Origin of the sequence: Maribacter antarcticus DSM 21422, assembly GCF_000621125.1 — a bacterium.
GTDB classification, from domain to species: domain Bacteria; phylum Bacteroidota; class Bacteroidia; order Flavobacteriales; family Flavobacteriaceae; genus Maribacter; species Maribacter antarcticus.
Genome location: NZ_JHZC01000022.1, coordinates 25,658 through 49,329 on the forward strand (window position 1 = coordinate 25,658; position 23,672 = coordinate 49,329).

Below are 23,672 nucleotides of genomic sequence, written 5' to 3' on the forward strand. Positions count from 1 at the left end.
CTTATTCTTCTGGGAGTACTTTAAAAATACGGACTGGGTTTATGCCTTTCCTCTTCATCTGTTTCCATTTTATAAAAAACAGTAAGCTCGCCATTCCCATAACGATGAGCCAGATAGGAGTGGAATGGAAGTACCACTCTTTTACCTTAGAGGTAAAATCTTTATACGTGTGTACCGCTAAAAAAAGTAAGAGGGAAACTGAGCCCATCCAACCAATAGCGAGTTGTAGCATTCTATTTTTAAATATTTTAATAGTATCTGCTAACTCCCTATTTACTCTTGGAAGCGTAATTAGGGTGATGCACATCAATAGAAAATTAACCATCATAGACGTTACCATAATATCTATTCCTAAGAAAAAATCTCCTGCGAAATGAGAGCCAAATACGCCGGCACTTGCCATACCTCCAGCTAAGATTAAAGCGATATTAGGGGTGTGATATTTTTTATGAATAGTAGTGATAAAATTTGGAAAAATACCATCTTTTGCCCACGCGAACATGAGTCGGGAAACGGAAAGTAGCATGGCAGGTAAGTCATTGATCAATGCTATTGTAGCACCTAGTAAAATAGCTATCCCAAGGCCAGAAGGCAGCACATAGCTAAGAAGGCCAGGGGCGGAAATATCTTTTTTGAAAGCTTCTTCTGCCACAAAACTCCAAGGAACAGTGTGGTACACAGCCGATGCGAAAAGAAAGTAGAAAAGACCAACAGATGCAATAGATAATAATATGGCTTTCGGTAGGGTTTTGGTCGGGTTTTTAGCTTCGCCCCCGGCTTGGGCAATAGAATCAAAACCTATAAAACTTGAAAATAATAAGGCTGCCGCCGATAGAAAAATACGCCAGTCGAAGACAGCAGTATCCATTGGAAAAAAACTACGATTTTCACGAGCCTCTAAGGCAGTTACAAAATCCGAAGTAGAGAAATAGAAACCTGATACGATAACAATTCCTCCTAACAAAAACATGAGGAACATCATAGGTAGTAAGGTGATGGCGTATGATTTGCTTCCTCTAATATTGACACCTACAAAACTCCATATGAGTAGAAGTGCGAGAGAAATTCTCATCCATCCTTGTTCCAAGGTTTGTGATAGTTGAATCCACCCTAGTTCAAAAAAAATATCACGGATAAAAGGAATAGTGACATATGCAATAACCCCAATGACAATGGATAGACCAAACCATTGTGAAAAACTGGCTACAAAACCTAGGTAGGGGTGAAGCCCTCTACTGGCGTAGATATAGCTACCCCCAGCTCTTGGCATGGACGAGGCTAGAATGCTATAGGCAAGCGCTGCAAAAATAGCCGGTATAGCTGCAAAAGCGAAGGCATACAAGACGTAAGGACCAATGCCAGGAACGTTTTTTTGAATCATAAACGGCACTACGTTTATGGAAGCACCCAACATAGAACAGACACCTGTAGCGGTTAAGGCAACGAGCCCTAATTGTCTAGAAAGTTTTGGCGTTTTATTCAAGTTCATTCTTGACAATAGATACCTTTAATCTAAAATAGTACTTAAATGCTCTTTAGCTCCTGTGAGTTCCCATTGCCCTAAACTGATAGGAATATTCCCAATGCTATTAAGTCTATCGAAAAAGGATTTTAATTCAAACTCGGTTCCTTCTTTTTCCAATTTTCGGGCGTATTCCGCCAAGGCCTGTTCTACTAAATATTTTCCAGTAATGTAACTGGTTCCATAGCCCGGTTGTCTTAAGTAGAGATGTTGCTCAAAAATCAGGAGTTCTTTTTCGGTCTTCATCCATCCTCTTGGTGTATAGTCAGAATGAATTTTACCCGCTTCCTCCATGGTCATTTCATTTGCATGGGCATACAGGGAGCCTAGACCGCGAGCGGCACGTTGGGCAATCATGATGTAAACAATTTCACGAACTCTTGGGCTGTCATCATAAAGTCCAGCTTGCATAAATAGTTCTTCTACTGCTGTAGCTATCCCTTCGTTTCGGGAATCGAAAATATTATATAACAAAGCGTCTTTCCGGATACTGCTTTCATGTGGTTCATTATCCATACGGGCCAGTTCAAACCAATGGTAAAAGTGAGAGAATAGTGGCCTTGGGTCATAATGAGCAGTAATCCAAAAAAAATTCCGCTGCTCTTTGGGGACGAATTCACCATAATGCGCCTTTAGTGCAGGGTCAAAATAATCCTTTACTGTTACGATGTCCTCTTCCTCCAAAAAGTCCAATAAACTATTTGCTGCTTTTTTATTTAGTACGGTATAAGCTTCTGGCGTAGCCGCATCAGTCAATGGAGGTAAATTTCTGTTGCGATGTTCCTCTAATTTAAGCCCTGTCCAAGCACGTGTTAACTCTCGTTTAAGTAGTAGTACTTCATCTTCCCAAGTCATTGGAACGAGGTGTACGTTCTGCTGATACCAGGTATAATTGTCCTTTCCAATACCTGAAGGGCCTGTTTTTGTGGGTGCCTGCTCCTCTAGCCAGTTAACGAGGTCTTCTGTGGCTAAAATAGCTTTATTTATGGCGTTCAGTGCTTGCCTGTCCTTTCCAATGCCTGATTTGTTCTTTAGATTTTCTAAATCGGATATTTGGGTTTTAATATCTCGTATACCTGTAATCCAAAGGTCTTTTGCGTTACCCGTTAAATTGATTTTAGCTTGTGCGTTTAAAGATGGAATGACCATAAGCTCTGCTAAAAACTGTGTACGTTTTTCTTTAGAAAGCGGGAAATCATACTGCCAGACCTCTAAAACAGCGTGGTGTGTTGGTCCTTCGTGAGCAGGGACGTCACTACGGGAGGTCCAAATGGTCTTGTAAAAAGCAGGATCACGCTCCCAAGGTTTCAGGATTCTTTGATTAAAATCATAACCGTTCATCTCTGCCCTTGCAATATGCCAATCTATTTGTTTTGCAACTGGCCATTGGCCAATGGCCATGGCATTAAGTTGCTTTTTTATGACACTGAATTCCGCATTTCTGACAGTAAAAGTTGCTGCGCGGTAATCGGGAGCGCTATTGTAAAGTGGTGGGTTTTCAAAGGAGCGCCATTCTTGGAAGAGGGCCTCTAGTTGGGTGTAGGAGTCATCGGTACTAACAGACTGTCCATAGGTCGTTGTGGCGAAGCTTATCAACAAGGAGAAAAAAAGAAAATGTTTTAATATGGGCTGGTGGCTCATTATGCTTATATTTTTCCAAAAGATAGTTTATTCATAACTTTTTTGAAAGACTAAATTTGAAAAGAAGCCCCTTTTAGGCTGATTTAGGTTTTAATCAATACGATTTGGTGGAGTGCTAGCGGCTAAATTTCACAATTATTCCTCGTTTGAAAACAAAAAAAGAATTTACGTTCCGACACTATAAAAGTGATGGATTAAGCAATGGGAGACATTACTCAAAATGTGCCTAATCCGTAGTATAAAAAATCAAGTCCTGCTCTTCCATAGCTAGTATCATAAGTTTTATATACTCGGTGGTGGTTTTTTTAAAATTTTGTAGGTCGGTGATATTAAAGCCCGCCCTCCAAATGGTTTCGCGCTCCTTCCCAACACAAATACAATACAAGGCTGTTTCTGTATGAAACACGGTATAGTTGTCATAATAGCTGTCCTCGTAATAAATAGCTTGATGGCTTATATAATCATCCTGAAAGGTATATAGGTAGTGGTCTACATCAGAAATTCGGGTACGAAGCGTTTTTTTGTCTTCCGACCCTATGATTTTTGTAAACAGTATGGCATCAAAATCCTTATTCAACAACTGCTGTTCCACTTCCGTAAGTTGCGCTTCTGATTGTTGGGAGCTTGTAAAGTCAACATCAAAAACGTCGACACTTCGTACGGCTTCCACATTTCGCTTTTGGAACTCGGCTTGTACTTTACTCTCAAAATCTTCGCGTATACTGTCATTCTCCGTCACGCCAACGATTAGAACCTTATAGGCGTGGAACAATACGATATCTGGATTTTTCCAATTGCTTACAAGTTTCGTAGAAGAACAACTCCATAGGCTACTGGTAAAAATAAGAAGTAGTATAAATTTTTTTATCATTTTACTTTTATAGATAGCCTAGCTATTTTCTAGCGTTTGTTCCGTTGTTAAGTACTAACTGTTGATTCTGCTAGAACGTGATTTTTAAAGTCCGTTAGTTAGTGTATACCTAGGGAATCGGGAAATACTAGGTTCATTTGAAAATACAAGGTATCGCAAGTATTATTTCAAATCTGGCAGTACCATAAACGGAATGGTAATATGAAATCCTATTTTTTTAATGACGGGTTCAATAAAAAGGCGTTCCACAAAAGTGTGTTTGTTCTGCACCATAACCAACAGGTTCATTTTATGTTTTAGTTGAAAGTCATTGATAGCATTAATGATTTCTTGATTGTGGGGGTTATGGAAAAGATGGGCAATGCCTTTTAGTTCCTCGTCTAATTTCGCTTGGTTTTTTAGCTGTTGTTTAGTGAGGTCATAGCCATTGGAGACGTGCAGCACCTCAATACTTGAAACATGTTGTCTAGCAACCTTCAGTAGTACCTTAAGCGGTACTGTTTTAAAATCAACTTCGTAATCGGTTGGGAACAAAATTTCATTGGGGACCTCGTACTCAAAATTAGGCGGAACTGCAATCACGGGACACTTAGCCCTCTTAATAATATCTACGGTGTTTGTGCCGAATAGTATTTCCTTGGCTCCCGTTGCCCCTTTGGTACCCAAGAGGATTAGATTTATTTCTTCCTCTGGCACCATTCTAGAGATCTCATTGGTAAGCGTATTTTGGCAGGCAAGGGAGTTAAAAGTATGGTTGTTGTTTGGATGTTCTTTTTCTATTCTGGCCTTTAGTTTGTCTAGATTTTCTACGGCGGCTTCCCGTATAACATCTCCAAGGCCAATGAGGCCTGGGCTACCTACCAAATATTCCGCATGATATACTGGCGGCATATAGGTATGTAGCAGATAAAACGTAGATTTTATATCCTTGAATGTTTGGAGCGCATATTGAATAGCCTCATAAGCATTTTCTGAAAAATCGGTAGGAAGGAGTATACGTAGCATAATAAAGAATTTTATAGATTGAATATTCAAAGCTATCGCACTACAGTACAAAAAACCATGACATTGGTTAGGTTTTAATATGAGGGTTTTGAAATATGCAGGTTTAAAATATGTTAGTTTAAAAAGGAACTCTGAAACTCCCATTCTGGTCCATTTTCCCCCAATGGTTTGGGCTATGTGAAATTTTAGCACCTAACTTAATAGCGGTAAAGGACTAGTTGGGGTAACCCATAAATATCAAATTAGAGAAGTGCTTACGATGCTACTCTTTAAAAATGGGAAGTCGTTGAATAATCGCGATATCAGCTGAAATTAATTATATTTTCATTTGTTTACGGGAAACCAGAATTCCTTGTCTACCGTGTTTATTTTTAAATTCGTCCGCCTTTGGGTACTATTTTTTTAGTTAAGGGGTTCATTTGCTATCTTTAAAGAAGAACTAAAAAGTAAGTCGTGCACTATCACAGCGCTATTAAATTTAAAGAAAACAAGTATGAAAATTTTCAACTATCCGTATCGGACAGATATTCACACTATATTTCTATATGCCGTGTCGTTTATATCGCTTTTTCAAACGACCGAAATATGGAGTCAGAAACCCCATGAAGGCAAGGTTATTTTAGCTGTATTTGCGCACCCTGATGACGAAAGTACAGTAGCACCAATATTGGCCAAATATGTTAGAGAGGGTGCCCAAGTGCATCTGGTAATCGTTACCGACGGTAGGTATGGTACGAACGACTATCATGATCACGAAGCTGGGGAATCCCTTGTGGCTACCAGAAAAGAAGAAATGAAATGTGCTGCCGAAAAACTGGGAGTAGTGCTAACCCACTTAGACTATCATGATCAATTAAAGGCGGGTGAAGGCTATGATGGACACATGCCACAGGCTTGGGCGATGATAAAGGAACTTTACGGCATCATAGAAAAGGTCCAACCTGATGTTCTAATTACATGGGGACCAGATGGAGGTACGACGCACATGGATCATAGGCTAGTAGGTGCCTCTGTAACGCAGGTTTTTTTAAGTAAAGATTGGGATAAGCCAATGGCCTTATTTTTTTACGGCACCCCCTCTGACAATATCGACACTGCTGAAACTAAAATATTAAGAGGACAATCTAGTAGGTATTTAAGAACTAAAATTTCATATACCCAAGAAGACCTTAACAAATCGTATACTTCAATTCAATGTCATTACAGCCAAATGAATCCAGATATTACTCAGGAAGATTATGAAAAAGGCAAAACAAGTAACGGTATGTTCGTTTACTTAAGAAAATTTGAGGGTCCAACAAAAGATTCAAACTCTGTTTTTGAATGAGTCTTTACAGGTTCGATTAGGGTCATACCTAATCGGTGATTTGTAATGAGGCGACGGTTGTTTTTGCTGACCAGGAGTAAAGGATACTCTTTGTTGTGATTGATTACCGTTAAAGCTTGTTCTATAACGAGGGGTCTGGAATGTTGAGGTTCCTTCGGATAAGAAAAACCTTTGCCGCCACCTTTTAAAAAATAGTGCCATGAGTAGCTGATAAGTACAGGCGCTTAGGAACAAAATGTAAAGGCAACCGCAGTAGATATGATATCAAGGGTTTAAAAGTTTAGTAAGCCACTATTTTTATATCAGTTAACCAATGCACAAAGCTGTCGCGCCAAGTTGCTACACTAACGCCTCTTTTAATTCCAGAATCGAAACTATGTTCTCCTTTGGCGTAGATGTGCAATTCTGTGGGTACGTTCTTCTCTAACAAAGCACTATACAATGTAATACATTTAGCAGGGGGAGTTCCGGTGTCTTCTCCTCCATTGACTAAAAACATGGGAGGGATTTCTGTATTGGAATCAATCTTTTCAAAAAATACATCCCATACAGAACCATATATAAATCCAGCAAAATCTGGCACTGTATTTTCCTCATACTGGGCATAGGAGGGGAGCAGTTCATTAAAGGTTTCTAAAGCAGCAAAAAGCGATAAGGCACCCCAGAGGAGAAACCACTACTTCCCACTTTGTTTTTATCTATCCCGAATTCATGCGCTCTAATTCTTAGCATATGGATAGCCTGTTTTGCATCGGCATACACTTCTCCATTGAACACATCTCTCTCAAGCGTGAATCCTGGGGTATTACTATAATACGTTAATACCATTGCGGTGAAACCTTTGCTAGCAAGCCAGATGGCGAAATCCGTTCCCGCTCTATCAATCCATAATTCTTTAAAACCACCCCCAGGACAAAGGACAATGGCAACTCCGTTCGCCGTGTCTTTATCAAGCGTATAAAGCGTATATGTTGGTTCATAAACTTGACGTATAATAGCACTCTTTTGAGATAAGGGACTTTTTAATACGGGTTCCGTTCGTATTTTTTCTTTTTCGTATTTCACGGGGTTATTGGGAATGCCATTAGGCCAAAGTGGTAATTCGATTGGGGCTTGCGCAGTTATGGCCTTTTCAAGGAATAAACCAAATATAACCAATAGGGGTAGCAACTTTTGTTGGTGTTACCATGTCAAATAAATTTAATGTAGTACGTATTCGTCCAGTTTATTAACAATCGTTTCATGAAATTTACAATACATTAACCAATCACACTTATATAGGAGGCACTGGGAAGTGGTTAGGGTTATATTTTACACAAATTCCATTTCTGAAAAATTACTACAAGCAGAAATAGTAGCGCTTTACAAAAAACAGCTTTTGTTAAGGGTAAGAATTTTTGAAGTAGTATTGAGGGCGTGCAACAGTACTTACTAAACGTCGTTACATTTAGCATTGCGCAACTTAGATTGGTTCATTCAAATCCCACAACAAAGGAAGAACCAAATAAACTGCCGCTGTTAAAATTAGTATAGAAATTATGTTTAGCCAAAATCCTTTTTTAACCATGTCATCCATCTCTAAATAGCCAGCCCCAAAAACAACTGCATTTGGTGGCGTTGCTACCGGTAACATAAAGGCGCATGAGGCAGCTAATGTGGCACCAATCATTAAATAATAAGGGTGAACACCAAGGACTGGTGCTAAGGACACTAAAACTGGTAGTAATATTGCAGTTGTTGCGATGTTAGACGTAATCTCGGTCAAGAAATTTACTAGGGTGATCAGAATAAGTAATAACAAAATAAAAGGTAATGTTTCTAGTGCTGTTAATTTACTTCCTATCCAAAGCGCCAATCCACTGGAGTCAAACCCAAGCGCTAACGTTAAACCTCCACCGAATAAGATTAAAATGCCCCAAGGTAATTTTACAGCATCTTCCCATAAAATTAATTTTTGATTTTTTTGACCGGTTGGCAATAAAAATAGGATGACTACGGAAATCATAGCAATGATGGTATCATCCATGGCGGGAACTAATTTTTGCAGCAAAAAGGAGCGCGAAATCCATGCAAAAGCGGTCCCTGCAAAGACCACTAAAACTATTTTTTCCTCAAAGCTCATTTTACCCAAAGCTTTAAGCTGTGTTGCAATCTCTTTACGACCGCCTGGGAATTCCTTTTGGTTAAAATCAAAAGCAAAACGCGTTAAATAATACCAGCATATAAATAGTAATAACACGGAGATAGGGAACCCCAAAACAAACCACTCCGTAAAGGTGATCTCTTTCCCAAAAGTGGTTTCTACCACGCCTGCTAAAACTAAGTTGGTAGGTGTTCCTATCAATGTTGATATCCCTCCAATCGAAGCGCTATAGGCGATGGAGAGCATTAAGGCTTTGCCGAATATTTTATTTTCGTTTACTAGGGTATCTGGATTATCGTTTAACTGAGATACGATGGCCATCGCTATGGGCAGAATGATGACCGTTGCAGCAGTATTGGAAATCCACATGGATAAAAATGCCGTGGCAAGCATAAAACCAAGAATGATATTGATAACGTTGGTTCCGATAATATTTATGATCGATAAGGCGATTCTTTTGTGCAGGTTCCATTTTTCAATGGCAATAGCTAAAACGAATCCGCCCATATATAAAAATATGTATTTGTGACCATAGGATAATGCGGTAGTCGTTAAATCTAATCCACCTGACAAGGGGAAAAGAACTAAGGGTAATAATGCCGTAACGTAAATAGGAATTGCTTCCGTAATCCACCAAATAGCAACCCAAGCAACAGAAGCTAAAACGGCATTGGCCGAATCGCTAAGTCCTTCAGGATGGAAAAAAAATAAGATATAAAAAAAGGAAAGAGGTCCAAGAATGCGACCAATAACTTGTTTTGAAATTCTCATAGGGTACTAAAAATATAATTATCGTCTCAAAATATACGGGTATAATAAGGTCAAATTTTGGAGAACAGGGATCTAATTATTTATGCTTCTTTAGCGATTTTAATCATAAACCTCCACAATACACTCTACTTCAACGGCTTGTGCTCTAGGTAAAGAGGCTACTCCAATAGCCGCTCTAGCGTGAATTCCTCTATCGCCAAAAACGGCCACCATCAAATCAGAAAAACCATTCATAACCTTTGGTTGCTCTATAAAATCGGGATGGCAATTGACCAGCGCTAGCACTTTCACAATACGTTTCACTTTCTTTAAATCGCCCAACATTTCTTTTAATACAGCTATTTGGTTGATGGCTGTTAACCGAGCACCTTCATAGCCTTTTTCAATAGAGATATCCACACCCAATTTGCCGGTTATTTCAACACCGTTTGCATATCTGGGGCCTTTTCCTGCTAAGAAAATAAGATTGCCAGTTTGCACACCATTTACATAATTTGCAACTGGGTTGGGTGCTTTTGGAAGTTCAATATTCAGTTCTTTTAGTCTTGCTTCTGGGTCGTAATTTTCGGTACTCATTTTTAAAAATCAATTTGGTTTAAAATCAGCCGCTTTCCATAGCGGTTCGCTTGTGTAATAGTTTCCATTGGTCATCACTGAGGATACCGTTCTTATATTCGTAATATCCTCCAACGGATTTTTCTCTAAGATAGCAATATCAGCTTCTTTACCAACTTCTAAACTTCCTGTTTCAGTGTACATTCCCATTGCCTTTGCAGGAACACTAGTTGCTGTTTTAATAGCCTCCAAGGGAGTTAAGTTACCTAAATCATGGTAGGTTTCCATTTCTAAATAAAGACTAAATACAGGCACTACATTATCTGTTCCTGCTACAATGGGTATGCCTGCTCTGAAAAAATCACCAAGAATTTGCATCCCTCTGCTATTATCCTGTTTAATTAGCGCTGAGCGTTTGGCACTAACGCCATTTCTAAATCGTTTTCCTTCAAATAACTCATAGGCAATTCTATCAGCAGCTGGCTCTATCGTCTCTAACGAATCTCCTTTAAGAAGCGCTCCCACAACATTTAACGCAATGGTTGGATCTAGTACGGTTTTATGTTTTAGTAAAAAGTTTGTTGCTTTTTTCATTCTTTCAGCACTCACCTCATGCTCGGCTAAATAGTATCTTCCTAATTCGGTTGTGTTCTTTTCAGGAAAAAGTACCGATAAGATTAGAGACCTGTGGCTTAACATATCCATACCGCTTTCAATCGCTGGTATAGCATTGCCCACAGCTTTGGGTACATGCCCCGTAACGGTCATCCCTTTTTTGTGTGCTTCTTCAGCAAGTATCCTAACCATCTCTGGTTGTACTGAGGTGTAGATTTTTATTTGTTTGTATCCATTTTTATGGTATAATTCCACTACTTCTTTAGCCTCTTCAATGCTTCTGGCTCTAATAGCCCCGTTGCCTTTTATACCAGCACCATCGGTCATTCCTGCCAAAAGAATATCGGGGCCTAAAGCTCCATTTTTAGCTATTGCATCTCTAAAAGAAGTTGCAAATTCAAGTTCATTCCCATTATCCCGAATCGTAGTTACGCCTCCTGCCAAATAGGCTGGCGCCCATTGTACTTGATTGGAATGGGCGTGCATATCCCAAAGTCCGGGTATTAATGTTTTACCTGTTACATCAATAACTTCAGCATTTTCAGGAATTGCTACTACTGCGCTTTTTCCAATTGCTTTAATACGTCCATTTTCAACAATCAGGGTCATATTTTTTTGTGTATGCTCACTTAAGCCATCTATAATATCTCCTCCTACTAAAGCTTTAACCTTAGTTTGTTCTCCTTTTAAATCTGTAGTGTATTTTGAAAGGGCAGCCATTTGTTCTACAACATTACCTGCTATAAAAACGGGTAAGGCTTCTTCATATCCTTTTCTAATCATTTCTCTAATCTGGGTATTGGCCTTCACCAAGGCTATCAGCTGCTGTGATTCGTCTAACCAAACGGTTCTACCGCCCCAGTTGATGCCTTCTGTTACGTAACGGTCTAACGGTATTTGTTCTCCCTTAATGGTTATTGTATCCTTGCCTTTATGGGTGATGGTCACTTCTCCTCTGGGTAGGGTAGGGATAGTTACTTCGCCATTTTTAAAATAATAATGGTAAAGCATCATTTCCATAGCAGCAGGAATATTGCTGTGCAACGGAAAAAAGACTGGGGGAGTTTCCGTAGTTACGACCTCAAAATTTTCTTCCCAAATGGAGACCGTACCAGCAGGTGAACGTTCCATTTTAAAAATGTTAGTAGTATCGGCAGCTATTCTTCTATTGTTATAGTACATGGGTACTAACTCTTTTGTGAGGTGAAGTTCAGATAGTACGCCTGTAATACGTCCCCTTTCATTTTCGCCTTGTAGCGATGTTACGGTAATGGAATCTTTAGTGGATGTAATGCTATAGGTTTCTTCCCCAATCTGCGATTGCCTTCTGAATACCAAAAAAGCGCCTTCTTCATTGATGTCGTCCCATCGAGACGATTCGGAAGAACAGGATGTCATTAATAGCAGGAACATTACAATTGTAAATAGCGTACTAGTTCTATAGGTCAGTATTAAATCAGTTTTCATGTATTCTCAATTTTTTCGCTTGGTTTGGATACGTATGGTATTATTTAATTTTTTAATGAAACTAGGGCTTGTGTTTATTAAAGTAGTACACGTTTTGCTCATCCGAATTACTTTCGATAATGTCTGGTTTTTCATCTCCATTTAAATCCTGAATCATAATATCATAGGTATTGAATTTTTTATCACTTAAGGCTGTCTTTTTCCAACTATTTCCGTTTTCAGTATTGACAAAAACGGTGTTGGGGGCTCCATAGTTTCCTATGACGATATCGGTATCATTATCCCTATCCAAATCGCCAATACTAATGGAATACGATTTGTCATTGCTGGAATCAAACGTTACTTTCCGCTCATAACGTTGCTGTTTGCTACCAAAATAAATAACATTTGGTTCTCCAATATTGGCAGTAACAATATCTAAATAGCCGTCTTTATCTATATCTGCAATGGCAACAGATCTCGTAATATCGGTACCTGTGCCGTAGGGTATTTTTTTTGTAAACTTTAGATTTCCCTCATTTAAGTATACATAGTTGGGTTGGTCATCCCTATTCGCTAAAACTAGATCGTAGTCACCATCTGCATCCATATCTGCAACTTCAACGTCGATGGTCGAATCTTCTTTATTGCCGAAACCTATCGTTGTAGAAAATCTTCCAGCACCATCATTTAGGCATATTTCATTTTCACTTCCTCTGTTTGTAATGAGAATGTCGATATCTCCATCAGCATCAAGATCGGCTGTTATGATGTTTCTTGTATGGTCGTATGGTTTCCCAAAGCTTGTAGCTTTAGTAAAGTTGCCTTTCCCATCATTCATAAAAATATAATTGGGCGCCATATCGTTTCCAACAGCAATATCAAGATCACCATCATTATCAAAATCAGCCAGCTCTGTAGCATAGCTGGTTTCTTGTTCATCGCCCAAAACTGTAGAAACTGTAAAGATTCCTCTGCCGTTATTAAGAAAAATACGATTCTGGCCTGGCCAATGCCTTCCGTTGGCAACAAGCACGTCTATATCCCCATCACTATCTATATCGCCAAGTCCTATAGAGGCGGTACGTTCTTTATACGTACCCAAAATTAATCTACCATTCGTAGAGAATTCCAAGGTCTGACTGTTGGCGGTGCATAAAGAGAGGAAAAAGAGAAAAAACAGTGTTCGTTTCATGGATTGTATTTGCGTTACTAATAGCAAGTGTTGGTTGTTTGTATCCTCATAACGTTTAATACTCGTTTTAGGATTTTAAGGTTTCTCGAAAAAATCGCAACCAGTTCTGTCCTATTATTTTTTCAATATCCCCCGAGCTATACCCTCTTTTATCTAAAACCTTAGCAACGCTTAGATACCGTTCTGGGCTTTCTAATTCTGGAATCCATGGCGGCCAACGTACCTCATAAGAAGATTTGAATCGGGTTAAACGGGGTACATACCAATTTTCTCTTGTGGCCCCAGTAGCCTCTAATCCTTGGATAGCAAAATCCGATGCCAGGGCTACATGGTCTATACCACCAATCTTAACGGCATGGTCTATATGGTCTACATAAGTTTCTAATGTTGTTTTGCCGCCAGGATCAGAACCTATCATATACCCCAAACAAATAATACCCATGATACCTCCTTTGTTGGCCATCGCTTTAATTTGCGCATCAGTTTTGGAGCGCGGATGGTTTTTGTAGAGCGCTTCGCACATGGAATGATTGAAACAGGCTCCGGAAGTACTGAATTTAATTCCATCATCAGTGGTTCGGCGGCCACTGTGTGATAGGTCTATCATGATTCCTAATTCGTTCATACGCGCCACCGCTTCAATACCAAAATCAGATAAGCCTGCGTTGGTGCGCTCCGTGCATCCGTCACCCAATAAATTTCGATGGTTATAAGTCAATTGAATCCAACGTGTTCCGGCATTATAAAGCGTATCAATATTAGCGATAGATTTTTCAATCATCGTCGCATTTTGAAACCCTAAGAGAATGGCGGTTTTATTTTCTTTCTTTGCGTTAAGAAAATCATCGGCACTAGTTGCATAGATTAATCTATCGGAATTTTCGTCTATTCGATTCCTCCAGTCCGCCAAGGCTTCCATTGCGTTTTCTAGATTTCCTGATGCTAATGAAGTGCAAAAACCTGTATATCCTGATTTTTCTAAGGCCTTAAAAGAGGCTTCGTTCCAACCTCTTGAGATGGTTAAACCATCAATAACTACCGCCTCTTTATACAGGGTATCAATATCTTTCTGTTTCATGCCTAAAGCCAATGGGTTTTTTAAATTAGCATCTAACTCAGATGGTAAGGTTTCTAAAATAGCGGATAGTGAATACGCCGCTTGGCTTGGGAAAAGAACTCCTAAGGATAGTAATTTTGCCAGGTTTCTACGATTCTTTTCCAAAGCGATAGGGGTTAAGTTATAAAGAGCCCTGAAAGTAAGGAATTCTGTGAGAATTACTTCTGTCAAATTTTTTTTAGCGTATTTTTCTTCTTTTGTGCCTAGCTTTTTCTTTAGTTTTTTGCCTTTAACTAAGTACCGAAGCTACTTTCTCAAAATATACCTGTGGTGTTAATAGTTTAAAGCGCATCATGTGTTCCTTATTTCTGTAAGTTTTAAGCTAGCAAAGGAATTACCTAGTTCCGATTTAAATTTTGAGTATCGGTTATAGCAGTGTTTGGGATGGGTATATAAGGGCTGTTCAGAAAGCGGATTTTGTAAAGCGTTATGCTTTTTTTGATGATAGTACAGGAGTTTCAAATAAATAATAAAATCCTTAGACCATTTTAAAGTACTTTTAAAATAGGAATATAGTACCTTGTTACTATATTCCTTACTACCGACGTGTATAAGTACTTATACACAATTGTTATCGGCAAGCTGAAAAACTTGAGTAGAAAATATGGAAAATGGAAAACAGAATTTTCTAAATAAACTTATAATCAATCCCAATCGGGTTTTTCTGATTGACGCTTTCGGTGCATTGCTAACCACATTTTTATTATTCGGAATTTTAGCACAATTGGAACAATATTTTGGAATGCCAAAAAAAGTTCTAAAGCTATTATCTGGAATTGCCTTTTGCTTCTTTATTTATTCAATTAGTTGTCACCGTCTTATCAAATCAAACTGGAAACCTTTTTTAAGAATATTAATAGTTGGCAATGTCATCTATTCATTGATTTCCCTCGGGCTGATAATTAAGTACTCTGAAAGACTTACTGAATTGGGATGGATGTATTTTACACTTGAATTAGTAGCAATTGGATTTATTATTATTGTAGAATATAAATCTTATTCAAATCAATTCAATAGATGATGAAAAGGGACTTAAAAAAACAAATGAAAAGCCAGCATGTAACACTGTATATAGCAAATTAGGCATTCTGTGGTTTACGAAAATTCAGTGCTATTTAGAAACACCGCCAAATTTTTAATTTGGCTTTTAATATGAATAAGTTAAACACAAAATATAAAAATGTGGCTCAGAGTAAACCTGAAAGTTTATCGCTTTCTATCGCCCTACTTTTCTTATACTAAACGTTGTGCATCATTAGGTACGATAAACTATCTGCCTTAACGAACACACCCTAAAATGACAAATTAACTGAAAAAAAAATGGGATAGCCGAAAACCAACCAGAGTAGGCAATTACAATAACCTAATCAAAATGAAAACTGCATCTAAAATTTTTACACTTATTATCACAGTTGTTTTAGCAACGACATGGGGCTGTAAACAAGAAAATATAAAACCTGAAAAAGAAGAAATTTCCAAAGCTGCCACTATAGAAGAGCTCGGACAAATGAACCGAGATTTTGCAAAAGCATTAACAGCAAAAGATGCTGTGGCTGCTGCCATTGTTTATGACGAGAATGCTTCTATACTTCCGCCAAATGAACCGATTGTTACTGGACGCGCCAACATTCAAGCATATTGGCAAGGGGCTATTGATGCTGGAATTATTGATGCAACCGTGAAAACGATTGATGCTAAAAGTGTAGGTAATTCAGGATACGAAATTGGAACGTTTACAATGCGGTTTCACGGAGCGAAAAATGATACCATAGTTGAAGTTGGGAAATATACAGAAATACTTGAGCTTAATAAGGAAGGAACGTGGATGGCTATTTATGGTATGTGGAGTAGTAACGAACCAATGCCAACCGAATAAAAATACGAACGCACAGCAAAGAACTGAGGTAAAAAACAACTCTTTTCTTCATTAATTCAAGACACTAGTACTTTAGTCCAACAGATTCACTTTAATAATTCTTTGAGCTTTTTTATTGATGCTTTTTCAACTACTTCACATACAGTACAGAAACGTAGGTTTCATCGTAAGGCCTGCCTGATTTGGCAATAGCAAAACGTTGTTTGAGCAGTTTGTTCGATACGGCTATCAAGGCAAGTTTCTTGCTCTCGCCCTTGTTCACGATTCGCTCATATACCCCTTTACAGGCCTTGTTGTGTTTGCAGGTATTGAACGAACATAAGAATAGTAGATTCCTCAGCTTTCTATTACCAATCTTGCTAATTCTACTACGGCCTCGAACACGACTGCCGGATTCCCGTATCGTTGGGGTAATACCAACATAACTGCATAGTTGAGATGCCGTTTCGAACTTCTTAAAACCATCAGTGCAAACAATCAAAAAAAGAACGGTTCTGATTCCGATACCAGGGATACTAGTTAGTACCGTCAGCAGGTGTTGCTGGTCTTGTTTTACCAAAGAAAGAAGCTTCTCTTCAATGCCCTTTATCCAGCTGCTATCGATTACGTTTTAAAGAGCGATACACAAATTTCGATGGTAACCCTAGCACCTCCTCGCCATGCCTCTTGTTCTTGGTTGCCGTTCGTTTCTTTAAGTAACTATCAAGTACTCTAAAAAGCTGCAAATATTCACGCTGAACTTCAGTAAGCGCAGTATAAAGAGCTACTTCGTTTATTATGGCGTATTCACAAATGGCCTTGGCATCGCTCTTACCCGTTTTCACCTTGGCCAACTTCTATTTGTATAAAACGCTCTACGGATAAGGGTTTCACAACCGGTACCGTAATCCCATTTTTGTAAAGAAACTGTGCAAGACGATAATGGTAATACCCCGTAGCTTCCATAACAACCAATGAAGTATCCGGTAACGCTTTAAGGAACTTCCGAAACCCGGATTCATCATTTTTATACTGGTCGTATCCTACGGTAGTACCATGTACATCAAAGACATCTTTACTGATGTCGACTCCGAAAGTTTCGTTATATTTATTCTTAAGAGCTATTGTATGAAAGAACCAGCTACTTCTGCTCACAACAAATTGAAAACGAGATCTAAAGTATCACAGAACTGAACATGGTTTAAGTTGTAAAAGAGAGCCAATTATCCATGTTGTCGAAGTCTAGTGCTTCACCGTATATAATACCCTTAATGCTCTCTTTTGTTCTTTCTGATGTATATCCTAAAAGTTAGGGAATCAAACTTAAGACGTGTATAATTTATTGCTTCTCGCCTACTTACGAAAATCCTTTCAGATTTTCTAGTCGGTTTTTATTAGCTAAATTAGTTGGCCAAATACGCAACAAACCATTTGCAAAAAACGTTAGTTACAACATCCATCTGACTGGGAAAAAAGGTCGATTCTCATTAATCAAACTTGAACACAAGTTATTTTTAAAAAAAAGGCACATATGAGATTATTATAACAGAAGTTTTTTTTTAATTTTGAACTATAGAGAAAAATTATGAGTAGATATAGTGAATACCTAGAAGAAATTGAAAAAAGAAAAGGTCAAGGTCTTCATCCAAAACCAGTTGATAGCGCAGAGTTGTTAAAAGTTCTTATTGATCAAATTAAGGATGGAAATAATGAGCATAGAGCGGAATCATTAGATTTCTTTATATACAATGTATTACCAGGTACTACTAATGCAGCTCGTGGAAAAGCAGATTACTTAAAATATATTATTCTAGGACTTGAAACTGTAAAAGAAATTTCACCAGAATTCGCTTTTGAGCAATTGTCACACATGAAAGGTGGCCCATCTATCGATGTGTTATTAGACCTTGCCTTAGGTAGCGACGAAAGTATCGCTAAAAAAGCTGCTGAAGTAATGAAAACTCAAGTTTTCTTATATGAAGCAGATATGGAGCGTATCAAAGTAGCCCATGAAAACGGATCTGATCTTGCTACTGACTTATTAAAGAGTTACGCTGAAGCAGAGTTTTTTACAAAATTACCTGAATTAGAAGAGGAAGTGAAAATTGTCACATTTGTTGCCGGTATTGGGGATATTTCTACAGATTTACTTTCTCCAGGTGGTGATGCACACTCTCGTTCCGATAGAGAATTACACGGACAATGTATGTTTGAGCATAATAAAGAACAACAAAAAGCACTTTTAGCTCTGCAAGCACAACACCCTGATAAGCGTGTGATGTTACTGGCTGAAAAAGGAACAATGGGAGTTGGTTCTTCAAGAATGTCAGGTGTAAATAACGTTGCTTTATGGATTGGCAAAAAAGCTAGTAAATATGTGCCTTTTATAAATATTGCACCAGTTATTGCTGGTACAAATGGTATATCTCCAATATTCTTAACGACAGTTGGTGTAACTGGTGGTATTGGTTTAGATCTTAAAAACTGGATTAAAACCTATGATGCAGACGGTAAACTAATCGTTGATGAAGATGGTGATGCTATATTGAAACAATTATACTCTGTTGATACAGGTACTGTTTTAACAATAAATACTAAAGAGAAAAAATTATACAACGGCGATAAGGAATTAATGGACATTTCTTCTGCGTATACTCCTCAAAAAATGGAGTTTATGAAAGCTGGAGGTTCTTACGCTATTGTATTCGGTAAGAAATTACAAACATTTGCTGCAAACACATTAGGAGTGCCAGTTCTTAAAGTTTTTGCTCCTTCTCAAGAGATTTCTCATAAAGGACAAGGATTAACTGCAGTTGAAAAAATATTTAACAAGAATGCTGTAGGAACTTCAGGTGCTACTTTACACGCTGGTTCTTATGTTCGTGTTGAGGTAAATATTGTAGGGTCGCAAGATACTACTGGTTTAATGACTTCTCAAGAATTAGAGATGATGGCAGCTAAAGTAATTTCCCCTATCGTTGATGGGGGTTACCAATCTGGATGTCATACAGCTTCTGTTTGGGATGATAAATCGAAAGAAAATATTCCACGTTTGATGAAGTTTATGAACGACTTCGGTTTAATTACCGCACGTCATCCAGATCATAAATACAAACCAATGACCGATGTTATACATAAGGTTTTAAATGACCTTACTGTTGATGATTGGGCAATTATTATTGGAGGAGATTCACATACAAGAATGTCTAAAGGAGTCGCTTTTGGTGCCGATTCAGGTACCGTTGCATTAGCATTAGCAACAGGAGAGGCTTCTATGCCCATTCCAGAATCTGTTAAAGTGACTTTTAAAGGAGAAATGAAACCTCATATGGATTTCCGTGATGTTGTACACGCTACACAATCACAGATGTTAAAGAAATTTGGTGGAGAAAACGTTTTTCAAAGTAGAATTATTGAAGTACACATAGGTACACTTCTTGCTGATCAAGCATTTACATTTACAGATTGGACTGCGGAAATGAAAGCGAAAGCATCTATTTGTATTTCAGAACCAGAAACTTTAATTCAGTCATTGGAAATAGCGAAAAGTCGTATCCAAATTATGATTGATAAGGAAATGGATAATGAGCCACAAGTATTACAAGGTTTAATAGACTTGGCTAATAAGCGAATTAAAGAAATAGAAACTGGAGAAAAACCGCCATTAACACCTGATGATAATGCAAAATATCACGCTGAATTTGAAGTAGATTTAGATATCATAGACGAGCCAATGATTGCAGATCCAGATGTACATAATGAAGATGTTTCTAAGCGTTACACTCACGATACAATTAGAGAATTATCGTTCTATGAAGGTAAAAAACACATAGATTTAGGTTTTGTAGGATCTTGTATGGTTCATAAAGGAGATATTAAAATTGTTTCTAAAATGCTTAAAAACCTTGAAGAACTTAATGGTGAAGTTGTATTTAAAGCACCATTAGTACTTACAGCTCCTACCTACAATATTATTGATGAGTTAAAAGAAGAAGGAGATTGGGAAATGCTTCAAAAGTATTCTGGATTTGAATTTGACGATAATAAACCTAAACCTATAGCTCGTTTAGAGTATGATAATATTTTATATTTGGAGCGTCCTGGTTGTAACCTTTGTATGGGGAACCAAGAAAAAGCGGAAAATGGAGATACCGTAATGGCAACTTCAACTCGTTTATTTCAAGGTCGTGTTGTAAAAGATACGGATCGTAAAAAAGGAGAGTCTTTATTAGCTTCCACACCAGTCGTTGTACTTTCTGCTATTTTAGGAAGAACACCAACTATTGAAGAGTATAAAGCAGCCGTAAAAGGTATCACATTGACTCAATTTGCACCCCCAATCAATAAAATGACTTCAAAACCAGGTCACTTACTCACATTTTAAAAGCATTCAAAATTATGCAGACAGATGTTATAGCGTTTGGAAGTATTAAGTCTGAACTTGAAGACTATATGACTACATCCATATATATAAACGGCATTGACCTTAAGAAAAAAATAGAGCAAATTGAATTACCACAATTTGTCAACAGGGGAATAAACATAAAAACTAGTTGTTATGAAGGAATATCTTTCTTTATTGCTTTTCATAATCAAAATCATTTTTTATGTAGAACTTTAAGTGATTATATATACACTGACAATAGATATACGCTATACGATTACAACTGTTCTGGTATTCCCGGGGACCATAGTCTTACGTGTAAAATATCTATGAATAACGATAAGTTTATATGGCATGATTTTAAAAACTTCTCTAAAATTATTCCATTTGATTTGGACTATCGAGGATTAGAATTTAACTTCTCCATAGATCAATATCGCGAAGCAATAAACCTAATTAGAAACAATAAAGCTAGTTAGAAACAATAAAGCTAAAAATGTCTTTGCTTGAATTCATACTATTTAGTACCCATAAGAAAATAAATAAAAATTATTAAATGATTATTAGTAAAATAACTTCAATTTTAAAAAAACATTGTGGTTGATTTTTTTTACTAATTAAGGGAAATAGTCATTATTCTTTGTAAAACATGGTCCTAAAAGTGTAGAATAATTAATAATCTTTTTTAGTTTAAAATAGTGAAAAGATTCAACTTGAAATTCGTTCACTTTTTACTATTTAACAGATTGATTTACATTTAATTACATGAGTCACAACTAATTTTCTTGTACGCACTATTTAAGATCATCAAATAGTATTGAAAGCTGAAATTCATTTGGTCTAGGTAAATCCACCTTTTTTCCTCCTAAAATGGGAAGTAGCTAACATTAGATATGATGACCATATGCTCCTTCGTCGCAGACGGCACATATCATCATCCATTAGCACCAATAAAAAAACACAACTATGAAAAAATATTTTCTACTATTATTTCTTATTTATTTTACAGTTTATTCGTTTGGACAAATTAAAGAAAGTCAAGCGATAGACAGCATTTTCACGGAATGGAATAAGACAGATGTCCCAGGATGTGCGTTAGGAATAATAAAAGAAGGAAAACTAATTTATGCCAAGGGATACGGAATGGCAAATATGGAATATGATATTCCGAACTCTGCTACTTCTGTGTTTAGAATCGGTTCAACTTCCAAACAGTTTACGGCTGCATCTATTGTGCTTCTTGCAGAAAAAGACAAACTAAGTCTTGATGATAATTTGAAAAGTCTATTCCCTGATTTTCCTGATTATGCACAAATGATTACAATTAGACATTTACTAAATCATACTAGCGGTATCAGAGATTACTTGCAAATTAGTTCTCTAAAAGGATTGGGAGGTGATGACTATTATACAGATGACAATGTTATGAAATGGCTAATAAATCAAACTGATTTAAACTTTTCACCTGGTGAAGAATATTTATACAGCAATTCTGGATATTGGCTTCTTGGTCAAATCGTAAAAAAGGTAGCAGGAATGAATATGGCAGAATTTGCGAAGAAAGAAATATTTGAGCCTCTTGCTATGAATAATACTCATTTTCATAATGACCATAAGCAAATAGTAAAAAACAGAGCGTCTGGATACGTTCCTGATAATAACGAGAACTATAAAATCAGTATGACTACATTAGATATGATAGGTGATGGTGGAATCTTTACTACAATAAATGATATAAAGAAATGGGATGACGCCTATTATGAGTCAGCTGTTTTAAGTAGAGAGTTTTGGAATGTGATGACACAACAAGGTGTATTAAACAATGGAGAAGTTATTGACTATGCTTCTGGTCTAATGATAAGTAAATACAAAGGATTAAAAACTGTTAGACACGGAGGATCTTTTGTTGGTTTTAGAGCGGAAATATTACGCTTTCCAGAACAAAAACTATCCATTGCAATATTTGCCAACAGAGGTGATGCCAATCCTTCAAGAATGGCTAATCAAGTTGCTGATATATTACTGAAAGACAAACTAATTGAAAACATTGATAAGAAAGATAAAAAAGTAAAGTTTGATGTTACAGAAGATGAATTTCAACTAAGTCAATTAATAGGTGATTATGAAATACAACCAGGTGTTGTTGCTCGATTATTTATCAAGAATGACTCATTAAATGTCCTTCAAACTTGGGATAAATTAACTTATAATATTTTAAAAGTAAGTGGGAATACTTTCCAAATATCAGGAAATGAAAATTTAAGTTTTTCATTTTCTAATCTAAAAGATGGTTTTACACAAACGCTTAAACTTTTACAAGGTGATAGTGAGACAATCGCAGCAAGAAAAAAAGAGATTGATACTTCGGGAATTAACCTAAAAGATTACGTAGGAAGTTATTATAGTAAAGAGCTAGATGTGAGTTATAATTTTGAGATAGAAAACGAAATTTTAATTGTTAGAATTGAAAATACACAATCTACTATTGAATCCATAATTAGGGACTTAGACCAATTTTCAACGGAACTAGGATTAGTAAGATTTCAAAGAAAAGATGGACTAATTTCAGGTTTTGAATTAGACTCAGGAAGAGTTAAAAATTTGAAGTTTGAAAAATAACTGGTGCTAAACCGTATAAAATTAATTGCTGGCAAATCGCATACTTACGAAAGGCCAAACAGACTATCTTGGTTCGTGTTTTATTTGCCAAGTTTAGTGTTTTAAAGACGCAAATATTCATAGACATAGGGAGTTACCACATATAGTAACCAATCATTAATATTTGTGGATAAAAGGAAAAACCACTAGAACCCAAGTCTATATTCAATGGGTATTCCTTATTCACTTCATACAATTTTATTGATTTTATCATTTAACCAAATTTATTGATTTAGGTTAACGAGTTTGAGGTTTAAAGCAATGTTTCTTTGCAGAAACAAAAATTAAATCAATTACAATGAAGAAATCAATTTATATTATTTTCACATTATTTACCTCCATAATATATGGACAGAATGGAACTATAAAAGGTAAAATTCTCGATAAACAATCAGAACTTCCCTTGGTAGGAGCTAGTGTAGAACTATTGGGATCTGAAACACCCAGAGGTGTAATTACAGACTTTGACGGGTATTTTACATTAACAGATGTCCCCGTAGGCAGAAAGGCTATTAGAGTAAGTTACATTGGCTATGAAACCAGTACAATTCCAGATATTGAAGTGAG

The 23,672-nt window shown here is 37.1% G+C and carries 18 protein-coding genes and 1 pseudogene; 7 read left to right on the plus strand and 12 right to left on the minus strand.

The genetic code is table 11. The features are described from left to right. Position 1 precedes the first annotated feature (1 nt). From Q360_RS0115560 to Q360_RS0115575, 4 genes are all read right to left on the minus strand, one after another. Positions 2-1,489, minus strand: coding sequence for an APC family permease (locus tag Q360_RS0115560; RefSeq protein WP_036196166.1), 1,488 nt, complete (start codon positions 1,487-1,489; stop codon positions 2-4). Between the two features lie 18 nt (positions 1,490-1,507). Continuing rightward, a complete protein-coding gene (locus Q360_RS0115565; protein ID WP_084273475.1) occupies positions 1,508-3,163 on the minus strand; it encodes a DUF885 domain-containing protein in 1,656 nt (551 codons plus the stop codon). A 226-nt stretch (positions 3,164-3,389) separates the two neighbouring features. Next, a complete protein-coding gene (locus tag Q360_RS0115570) occupies positions 3,390-4,034 on the minus strand; it encodes a hypothetical protein (RefSeq protein ID WP_036196167.1) in 645 nt (214 codons plus the stop codon). Positions 4,035-4,196: 162 nt separating this feature from the next. Then, positions 4,197-5,039 carry a universal stress protein gene (locus Q360_RS0115575; protein ID WP_027077906.1) on the minus strand — a complete coding sequence of 281 codons (843 nt, stop codon included), beginning with the start codon at positions 5,037-5,039 and terminating at the stop codon, positions 4,197-4,199. 493 nt (positions 5,040-5,532) lie between these two features. On the opposite strand from Q360_RS0115575, the gene Q360_RS24825 reads away from it, so the two are divergent. Next, positions 5,533-6,366 carry a PIG-L deacetylase family protein gene (locus tag Q360_RS24825; protein ID WP_051554761.1) on the plus strand — a complete coding sequence of 278 codons (834 nt, stop codon included), beginning with the start codon at positions 5,533-5,535 and terminating at the stop codon, positions 6,364-6,366. Between the two features lie 280 nt (positions 6,367-6,646). Here the strand turns inward: Q360_RS24825 and Q360_RS0115585 are convergent, their stop codons facing one another. The 7 genes from Q360_RS0115585 to Q360_RS23590 form a co-directional block, all read right to left on the minus strand. Beyond that, the gene (locus Q360_RS0115585) at positions 6,647-6,949 is read right to left on the minus strand and encodes a prolyl oligopeptidase family serine peptidase (RefSeq protein WP_027077907.1); all 303 of its coding nucleotides are present in this window, start codon (positions 6,947-6,949) and stop codon (positions 6,647-6,649) included. Positions 6,950-6,999: 50 nt separating this feature from the next. Continuing rightward, the gene (locus Q360_RS24830) at positions 7,000-7,524 is read right to left on the minus strand and encodes an alpha/beta hydrolase (RefSeq protein WP_027077908.1); all 525 of its coding nucleotides are present in this window, start codon (positions 7,522-7,524) and stop codon (positions 7,000-7,002) included. A gap of 304 nt (positions 7,525-7,828) precedes the next feature. Further along, positions 7,829-9,280, minus strand: coding sequence for an SLC13 family permease (locus tag Q360_RS0115595; RefSeq protein WP_027077909.1), 1,452 nt, complete (start codon positions 9,278-9,280; stop codon positions 7,829-7,831). Positions 9,281-9,379: 99 nt separating this feature from the next. Further along, a complete protein-coding gene (locus Q360_RS23585) occupies positions 9,380-9,856 on the minus strand; it encodes a RidA family protein (protein ID WP_051554762.1) in 477 nt (158 codons plus the stop codon). Positions 9,857-9,865: 9 nt separating this feature from the next. Beyond that, positions 9,866-11,917: an amidohydrolase family protein gene (locus Q360_RS0115605; RefSeq protein WP_084273476.1), complete on the minus strand. Its 2,052-nt coding sequence runs from the start codon at positions 11,915-11,917 to the stop codon at positions 9,866-9,868. 61 nt (positions 11,918-11,978) lie between these two features. Further along, complete coding sequence (locus Q360_RS0115610) at positions 11,979-13,091, minus strand: FG-GAP repeat domain-containing protein (protein ID WP_051554763.1); 1,113 nt, start codon at positions 13,089-13,091, stop codon at positions 11,979-11,981. A gap of 67 nt (positions 13,092-13,158) precedes the next feature. After that, the gene (locus Q360_RS23590) at positions 13,159-14,379 is read right to left on the minus strand and encodes a dipeptidase (protein ID WP_156950137.1); all 1,221 of its coding nucleotides are present in this window, start codon (positions 14,377-14,379) and stop codon (positions 13,159-13,161) included. A gap of 433 nt (positions 14,380-14,812) precedes the next feature. On the opposite strand from Q360_RS23590, the gene Q360_RS0115620 reads away from it, so the two are divergent. Together Q360_RS0115620 and Q360_RS0115625 are read left to right on the plus strand one after the other, a co-directional pair. Continuing rightward, the gene (locus Q360_RS0115620) at positions 14,813-15,229 is read left to right on the plus strand and encodes a hypothetical protein (protein WP_027077912.1); all 417 of its coding nucleotides are present in this window, start codon (positions 14,813-14,815) and stop codon (positions 15,227-15,229) included. Positions 15,230-15,580: 351 nt separating this feature from the next. Beyond that, positions 15,581-16,084 (plus strand): YybH family protein, encoded by a 504-nt coding sequence (locus Q360_RS0115625; protein WP_027077913.1) that lies wholly within the window; start codon positions 15,581-15,583, stop codon positions 16,082-16,084. 130 nt (positions 16,085-16,214) lie between these two features. Here Q360_RS0115625 and Q360_RS23595 read toward each other — a convergent pair. Next, positions 16,215-17,188: pseudogene (locus tag Q360_RS23595) on the minus strand (IS110 family transposase). 460 nt (positions 17,189-17,648) lie between these two features. On the opposite strand from Q360_RS23595, the gene Q360_RS0115640 reads away from it, so the two are divergent. The 4 genes from Q360_RS0115640 to Q360_RS0115655 all read left to right on the plus strand — a co-directional run. After that, positions 17,649-20,447, plus strand: a complete 2,799-nt coding sequence (locus Q360_RS0115640) for a bifunctional aconitate hydratase 2/2-methylisocitrate dehydratase (protein WP_027077916.1) — start codon at positions 17,649-17,651, stop codon at positions 20,445-20,447. 14 nt (positions 20,448-20,461) lie between these two features. Further along, entirely contained in the window at positions 20,462-20,926 is a 465-nt protein-coding gene (locus Q360_RS0115645) for a hypothetical protein (protein WP_027077917.1), read from the plus strand. Positions 20,927-21,413: 487 nt separating this feature from the next. Further along, complete coding sequence (locus Q360_RS0115650; RefSeq protein WP_027077918.1) at positions 21,414-23,066, plus strand: serine hydrolase domain-containing protein; 1,653 nt, start codon at positions 21,414-21,416, stop codon at positions 23,064-23,066. Positions 23,067-23,403: 337 nt separating this feature from the next. After that, positions 23,404-23,672: carboxypeptidase regulatory-like domain-containing protein (locus Q360_RS0115655; protein ID WP_027077919.1), on the plus strand; the 269-nt coding region annotated here is incomplete at its 3' end.